Below are 7,284 nucleotides of genomic sequence, written 5' to 3' on the forward strand. Positions count from 1 at the left end.
GAGCGATTTCTAATGGCTTATCTACAACAAGATAAGTCCTAGCTCGCTCTGCTCGCACGGCTCCCCTATTCGTTATCGTGGTTTCTCAGCTCCTTGGCAGAAAGCGCTCGGGGTATCCTTGCAGTCTTGAACGGATTTACGGTGTCCTTCCGGCAAGCCTGCATGAAATCCCGCCCCCAGGCCGGTACCGTGGGAACTCCGTTAAGTAATGATCAGGAGGTTCCCCGATGTCCCAGTCAGTCCCCGCCGTCGCGGCCGATCTGGCGCAGGCTGCCGCCGCCTTTGCGCGCTGGCGCGCCAGCACGCCAATGGGTGCGCGCATTCCCGAAGCACTATGGTTACGGGCGGTGGAAGTGGCCGCGACCCATGGCGTGGCCAAGGTCGCCGCGACCCTGCGGTTGGACGATGTTCGGCTGAAGCGGCGGGTCATGGGGCGCCCGGTGGCCGCCGCGTCGCCACCAGCGGCAGCGACGGCCTTTGTCGAATTGACGGTGGGTCTGCCGCCGAGCGGGCCGGGGTGTGTTCTGGTCCTGTCGAACGTCGCCGGTCACTGCCTGCGCATCGAGTGGACGCGCCCGCTCGCCAGTGAGGTCGCGGCGGTGGCGCGCAGCCTGTGGGAGGCGGCGGCGTGATCGCCCTCACCCCCCAGGTGCGGGTGTTGGTCGCGGTCGCCCCGGCGGATTTTCGCTGTGGCATCGATGGGTTGGCTCGGCGGGTGCGCCAGGTCCTGGCGAACGAGCCGATGAGCGGCGCCCTCTTCGTCTTCCGTAACCGCCGCGGCACCGCCGTGACACTGCTGATCTATGACGGCCAGGGCTTCTGGCTGTGTCACAAGCGCCTGTCCCAGGGCCGCTTTGCGCATTGGCCGACGGGTCAGCCGGGGCAGGTCCTGGCCGCTCAGGAGTTGGCGGTGTTGCTCGCCGGCGGGGACTGGTCGGCGGCGGGCGGGGCGCCGGTGTGGCGGACGGTGGGCGGAGGGGGCTTGCGTTCCAGCGCGGGTTCGGGTTTACTAGCGCCCATGAACACCGTCATCCTCAGCTACCGCGGGCGTATCGTCACCGCCGCCGACCTGGAGCGTATCCGCGCCTTGCAGGCCGCCCATCCCGACGCCAGCCGCCGGGCGCTCTCGCAGCGCCTGTGTGAACACTGGGATTGGCGCCAGCCCAACGGGGCACTGCGTGACATGGTGGCGCGCAGCCTGCTGCTCACCCTGCACCGGGCCGGGCATCTCACGCTACCGCCGGTGCGCCAGCAGCCCCCGAACAATGCCATCGCGCGGCGGCGACCGGCCCCGCAGCCGGTGGATACCAGCGCGCTGGCGAGCGCCCTGGGTGCGGTGCAACCCCTGGACCTGGTCGCGGTTCGGCGCACCTCCCAGGAAGGGCTCTACGACCACCTGATCGCCCAGTATCACTACCTGGGGCCCGCCCACGGGGTGGGTGAACAGGTCAAGTACCTGGCCTTCAGCCACGGACGCCCCGTGGCCGCCCTGGGCTTTACCTCCGCGCCGCGGCACCTGGCTCCGCGTGATCGCTTCAGCGGTTGGTCGCCGACGCTACGCCGGGCGCATGTCCATGAGCTGGCTTATAACACCCGCTTCCTGATCCTGCCCTGGGTGCGCGTGCCGCACCTGGCCTCGCACCTGCTCGGCCACGTCGCCCGGCGTATTGCCGCCGACTGGACGGTGCTCTATGGTCATCCGGTGCACTACCTGGAGACCTTCGTCGATCCCACGCGTTTTGCGGGAACCTGCTACCGGGCCGCCAACTGGCGGGTCCTGGGCCTGACCACCGGGCGGGGCAAGGACGACCTGACGCATCAACCCAACCGCTCCTGCAAGCAGGTGCTGGGGTTACCGCTGCATGCGGACTTCCGCCGCCGCCTGGGGGTGGTCGGATGAGCCGCCGCAAGCAGAAGCCAATACGGCGGGTGCAGGTCCCGATCGCGCAACTCAATGCCATCGTCGAGCGCACCCGCACCGCACCCTTGCCCGCGGACGAACACGCGACGCTCAAGGCCGCGGTGGACACCCTGGCGCGCCTGACCGAGGAACTGGAGACCACGACCACCACCCTGGAACGGCTGCGCCGCCTGATCTTTGGTCCCCGTACCGAGACCACCGCGACCGTCTTGGGTAACGGCCAGCCCGACCCGTCGGACACCCCGGCCCCGCCGGCGGACACCGCCCCCAGCGCCGGCGACGCCGCTGCCGCTGACCCCGCGCACACACCACCACGCCCAGGCCACGGCCGCAACGGGGCCGAGAAGTACCCGCGCGCCCCGCGCATCGCCGTGACCCATGACACCTTGCAGCACGGCGATCCCTGCCCCCAACCGGACTGTACCGGGCGGGTCTATGTGCAGCGCCAAGAGCCCGCGGTGTTGGTGCGCGTCACCGGGGTGGCGCCCCTGCAGGCGCAGGTCTATACCCTGGAACGTCTGCGCTGCGGGCTGTGCGGGACGGTGTTCAGCGCCGCCGCGCCGGCGGGCATTGGCGAGCAAAAATATGACGAGAGCGCCGCCGCCATGATCGCGCTGCTGAAATACGGCTGCGGTCTGCCGTTTCATCGCATCCAGCGCTTGGAGCAGGCCCTGGCCATCCCCCTACCGGCCACCACCCAGTGGGATGTCGTCGCGCAGGCGGCGCCCAGTCTGGCCCCAGCCTTCGCGGAACTGGTCCACCAGGCGGCCCAGGGCACGGTGCTCTATAACGACGACACCACCATGTGCATCCTCACACTCACCGCCGCGGCGCGTGCCGAGGCGCTGCCCCCAGGCGCCAAGGCCGAGCGCACCGGGGTCTTCACGTCCGGGGTCGTGGCGGAGACGTGCAACGGCCCCATCGCCCTGTTCAAGACCGGACCCTGCCAGGCCGGGGAGCACCTCGCCGAGGTCCTCGACCAGCGCCACGACCCCACGACTCCGATCCAGATGTCCGATGCCCTGGCGCGCAATACCCCCGGCGATCATCCGACCCAGGCCGCCTCCGGCATCCCGCATTATCCCGAGCCAAGTTTTATCTGGAGTCGCGCCAGCGTATCGACGCCGTCGCACCGCTTTGGCCGCGACCGTTGTCGGCATAAAAGAATCGATCCTGACCGGTCGAAAGCGTGCCGCGGGGTGAGTCTCCCGCCGACGGGCATGGTCAAAGACACCGGAATCACCGGCGCCCGTCACCGCAGCGTTGGTCCGTCATGCCGAGTATCGACCCGTGCAATTGCGTTTCGTCACCGCGCTCAAGGCTTCGGAGTACGTTCGCATGCAGGCCTGGCATGGGGCCACGCTGCCACACTGCCCGCTACATCCCACCGGTGGATGTTCCTTCAGGCGTAACGGGACTTACGGGCGCGTTGATCCGCCCGGTACCCGGGTGCCGCGCTGGTATTGTCCCGAGGGGCATTGCACGTTCAGTCTGCTGGCGGATTGCTTCGCCGCCCGCCTCCCCGGTTCGCTGGCCGAACTGGAACAGGTGGTCGTGGAAGCTGAGCAGGCCACCAGTCTGGAAGCGGCCGCCAACCGCGTGCGCACGGATGACATCGCCCTACCGGGAGCGCTGCGCTGGACGCGCCGCCGCCTGCGGCAGGTGCACCTGATCCTGGAGATCCTAATCGCGCTCATCCCGCAATTCTGGGGATGTCAGCCGACCGTGGGCGCCTTGCGCCGCTGGCTACAGTGCGACAGCGTGCTGCCGCAACTGCGCGAACTGGCAGCGACATATCTGCACCGTTTGCCGCCACCGCTGGGGTTTGCCTGCACGTGGCAGATCTGCGGTGCTGAGGGCAACCCCATCCAACATGACCAGGGGCCTGATCCGCCGCGGTCGATGTCGTAGTTTCTACGCCGAGCGTTTCGTCACGCGTGGTGCGAGAAACCATGAACATGACCATCTCCATCGCTGACTGCCCGACACACCCTGATCCAGTGGCGCAGGTCTGGCTTGAGAATCGTTGTCTGCGCGGTCCCTCAATGCAGGTCTACGCGCACTGGGTGCGGCGCTTCCAGGTCTATTGCCGGACGCAGCACCTAACGGTCGCCTCCCAACTGACGCTGGCGGGCGTCGGCATTTTTGCCACCTGGTATGCCCAGGAGCGCGGAATCGACCGCGCTCGGGCCTTCGCGGGGGCGCGCACCGCCCTGCATGCCTGGGCACTGGCCCTGGAGGTCTTGGGCGAAGGCGTCCCGCCTTGGACAACGCCGGCCCCGCCGACCGCCGACCCCGATCCAGTGCTCGCCCTGTTCGCGGACTATCTTGCCGATTACCGGGGGGATTGCCTGAGGACGCAGCATAAGGAAGCGACCACCATCGCCGCCTTTCTCACCTTTCTGCAGGCACGTCATCGCACCTTGGCGCAGCTGACCCTGCAAGACATCGATGCCTACATTCTTGAGTGCGCACCGCACTATGCAACCACGACGTTAGCGGACATCTGCTCGGCGCTGCGGAGTTTTTGCCGCTTTCTCCATGTCACCGGACGCTTGGATGAGGACCTCGCCCCCGCCGTCATGGCGCCGAACGGACGTCGGGACCAGCGCCCTTTACGGGCATTGCCCTGGGCGCAAGTCTGCCAGCTGCTGAATGCGGTCGACCGCACCACCGTGGCCGGGCAGCGTGATTATGCCCTGCTGCTGATGATGAGCATCTACGGCCTGGGTGCGGGCGAGGTCTGTGGCCTGCGCCTGGATGACATCGACTGGCGGGCCGCCACCGTGCACGTGATGCGACCGAAGACGGGGGTGTCGATTCTCCTGCCACTGTTGCCGGGCGTCGCCGCCGTGCTGGTGGACTATCTGCGTCAGGGGCGGCCGCAGCATGCACCCACCCGGCACCTGTTTCTGGCCCTGCACACCCCCCACAGGCCACTGTCCACCGCGGGACCCGTGCGCCATATCATCGTCAAACATGCCCGGGCTGCTGGGATCACGGCCACTTACCTTGGCAGCCATGTTCTGCGCCACTCGCATGCCTGCCGGGAGCTCGAGCAGGGGGTGCCGCCCAAAGTGATCGGCGACATCCTCGGCCATCGTGATCCGGACTCAACGTCCGCCTACTTGCGTATCGCCACCGAGCGCTTACGCGAGGTCAGCTTGGTACTGCCGGTATGACGCCGATCACGCCAGAACAACTAGCCCTGGATATCGATAGGTTTCTCGCCTTCAAGCGCGCCCTCGGTTATGACTACGCCCGCGGGGAGCAGAGGCTGCGCAGTTTCCAACACTATGTCACTGCGCAGGTCAGTGGCGCGCCAAGCGTTGGGTTGGAAGCGCTGGTGAATGGGTGGCTCTCCCGCATCGCGGGACGTCAGCCGATTACGGTCTGCTTGGAATTGGGGGTGCTGCGACAACTGTGTCGCTATCGGCAGCGCGCCGATCCGCACAGCTTCGTCCCCGGACGCGACTGCGGACCGCCATCGGGGCGATCACACTTCCTGCCCTACATCTTCTCCCCGGAGGAGGTGCGGGCTATCGTCCTTGCCGCGAATGACTACCACGGCCGCCTGATTGCGCCGACCACACTGCGCACCTTGCTCCTCATTGTGTACTGCACTGGCCTGCGCCTCGGCGAGGCGGTGCGCCTGCAACTGCGCGATGTCACCTTGGAGCCGGGCGTCTTCACCGTCCGCAAGAGCAAAGGTAAGACGCGGCTGGTACCCTTCCGCCACGATTTGGCGCTGGTGCTAGCGGACTATCTAACGGCCCAAACCGCGCGCCTGTCGATGGATGCGACCGCGCCCTTCCTGGTGTGCACGAGCGGCGATGCGCTCAGCCTGCACGCGGCTTCGGCGGCCATTCGCCAGGTGCTGCGCACGCTGGGACTGAAACCGCCCCGGGGCCGCCGTGGACCGCGCCCCTATGATCTTCGTCATGCCTTCGCGGTGCATCGCTTGACCGCGTGGTGTCATGAGGGTGTGGATCTTCACGCACGTCTGCCCTGGCTCTCGGCCTACATGGGCCACGATAATGTCCGCGGCACCGAGGTCTACCTCCACGCCACCGCCGAGTTGATGGGCTTGGCCAGTACACGCTTCCAAGCGCGCTTTCAAGTGGCCGGCCGCCAACCATGAGGCACGCTGCGACCAATCCACTCCCGCATCTGCTCGAGTCCTTTTTCTGCGAGCACCTGCAGCGTGCCCGTGGGGCCAGCCCGCGGACGGTGCATGCCTACCGCGATACGCTGCGCCTGCTGTTGATCTATCTGGCAGAGACGGGGGGCTGCGCGGTTGCGGATCTGCAACCCGCTGCGCTCCAGGTCGAGGCGATTGCCGCATTTCTGACCCACTTGGAGTCCGTGCGCGGCAATAGCGCCACGACCCGCAACTGTCGGCTCGCGGCCATCCATTGCTTTTGCAAGCATCTGATCCGCGAGGATCCTATACATGCCGAGCAGTACCAGCGGATCCTGTCGCTGCCCGCCAAGCGGACCCGTACGACCCCAGCAACCTATCTGGAACCGGAGGATGTACACCTCATCCTGGACCAAGTGGATGACCAAACGCCCAGCGGGCCGCGCGACCATGCCCTCTTGCTGTTTCTCTACAATACCGGCGCCCGGGTGAGCGAGGCACTTGCCGTCCAGGTACAGGACCTCGACTTGAACAAGCCCGCTCAGGTGCGCCTGCATGGCAAGGGAGGTAAAGACCGGATCTGTCCGCTCTGGGCGGAAACAGCGAGCGCCCTACGCGGTTTGACGACCCGCTGCCAAACCGATGCCGACAGCCCGGTGTTCCGCAGTCGCCGCGGGGCGCCGCTGTCGCGCGATGGCGTTGCGTATATCCTGCAACGCTATGTCCGGCTCGCGGCAGTCGAGCGACCGCCGCTTCAACAGCGCCGTGTGACGCCGCATGTCTTGCGCCATAGCTGCGCGGTCGCCCTGCTGCAGGCCGGAGTCGATATCACGGTCATCCGCGATTATTTGGGGCATGCGAGTGTTGCTACGACCAGTCACTACGTGACCGCCAATCTGAGGATGAAACGCGAGGTGCTGGAGGCGTTCTGGAACCGCGCCGGCATTGCGCCAGCCCTTGGAACAGCCTGGGATCCAAAACCGGACCTGCTCGCGTTCCTGGACTCGCTGTGACTCCGTCGAATTATCTGGAGCAGATAACCGCCGGTTTGCCCGCCATCGCGGCAAAACGGCCAAGTTGCTCCAGATAAAACTTGGCCCGGGATAATGCGGGATGCCGGAGGCGGCCTGGGTCGGATGATCGCCGGGGGTATTGCGCGCCAGGGCATCGGACATCTGGATCGGAGTCGTGGGGTCGTGGCGCTGGTCGAGGACCTCGGCGA

The 7,284-nt window shown here is 66.8% G+C and carries 7 protein-coding genes; all 7 read left to right on the plus strand.

Annotated features, from left to right (window positions below; genetic code table 11):
• Positions 1 to 227: 227 nt before the first annotated feature.
• From QZY44_RS34640 to QZY44_RS34670, 7 genes are read left to right on the plus strand one after another with little or no spacing between them, the layout of a single operon-like run.
• Complete coding sequence (locus tag QZY44_RS34640; RefSeq protein WP_295458724.1) at positions 228 to 632, plus strand: hypothetical protein; 405 nt, start codon at positions 228 to 230, stop codon at positions 630 to 632.
• Entirely contained in the window at positions 629 to 1,900 is a 1,272-nt protein-coding gene (tnpB, locus tag QZY44_RS34645) for an IS66 family insertion sequence element accessory protein TnpB (protein ID WP_295458727.1), read from the plus strand. Before QZY44_RS34640 ends, tnpB begins: the two co-directional genes overlap by 4 nt.
• Positions 1,897 to 3,333: a transposase gene (locus QZY44_RS34650; RefSeq protein WP_295458730.1), complete on the plus strand. Its 1,437-nt coding sequence runs from the start codon at positions 1,897 to 1,899 to the stop codon at positions 3,331 to 3,333. Before tnpB ends, QZY44_RS34650 begins: the two co-directional genes overlap by 4 nt.
• A 37-nt stretch (positions 3,334 to 3,370) precedes the next feature.
• A complete protein-coding gene (locus QZY44_RS34655; RefSeq protein ID WP_295458732.1) occupies positions 3,371 to 3,832 on the plus strand; it encodes a hypothetical protein in 462 nt (153 codons plus the stop codon).
• A 41-nt stretch (positions 3,833 to 3,873) separates the two neighbouring features.
• Positions 3,874 to 5,103 (plus strand): site-specific integrase, encoded by a 1,230-nt coding sequence (locus tag QZY44_RS34660; RefSeq protein WP_295458735.1) that lies wholly within the window; start codon positions 3,874 to 3,876, stop codon positions 5,101 to 5,103.
• On the plus strand, positions 5,100 to 6,062 hold the full coding sequence (locus QZY44_RS34665; protein ID WP_295458737.1) for a tyrosine-type recombinase/integrase: 963 nt from the start codon (positions 5,100 to 5,102) through the stop codon (positions 6,060 to 6,062). Before QZY44_RS34660 ends, QZY44_RS34665 begins: the two co-directional genes overlap by 4 nt.
• On the plus strand, positions 6,059 to 7,075 hold the full coding sequence (locus QZY44_RS34670) for a site-specific integrase (RefSeq protein WP_295458740.1): 1,017 nt from the start codon (positions 6,059 to 6,061) through the stop codon (positions 7,073 to 7,075). The genes QZY44_RS34665 and QZY44_RS34670 overlap by 4 nt, the downstream gene beginning before the upstream one ends.
• Positions 7,076 to 7,284: the final 209 nt, after the last annotated feature.

This window comes from uncultured Thiodictyon sp. (genome assembly GCA_903837595.1).
Classification (GTDB): Bacteria; Pseudomonadota; Gammaproteobacteria; order Chromatiales; family Chromatiaceae; genus Thiodictyon.

Bases quoted from the DNA above. Each gene is read 5' to 3' on its own strand.
- QZY44_RS34640 (WP_295458724.1), top strand. From the start codon at position 228: ATGTCCCAGTCAGTCCCCGCCGTCGCGGCCGATCTGGCGCAGGCTGCC.
- QZY44_RS34650 (WP_295458730.1), top strand. From the start codon at position 1,897: ATGAGCCGCCGCAAGCAGAAGCCAATACGGCGGGTGCAGGTCCCGATC.
- QZY44_RS34660 (WP_295458735.1), top strand. From the start codon at position 3,874: ATGAACATGACCATCTCCATCGCTGACTGCCCGACACACCCTGATCCA.
- QZY44_RS34665 (WP_295458737.1), top strand. From the start codon at position 5,100: ATGACGCCGATCACGCCAGAACAACTAGCCCTGGATATCGATAGGTTT.
- QZY44_RS34670 (WP_295458740.1), top strand. From the start codon at position 6,059: ATGAGGCACGCTGCGACCAATCCACTCCCGCATCTGCTCGAGTCCTTT.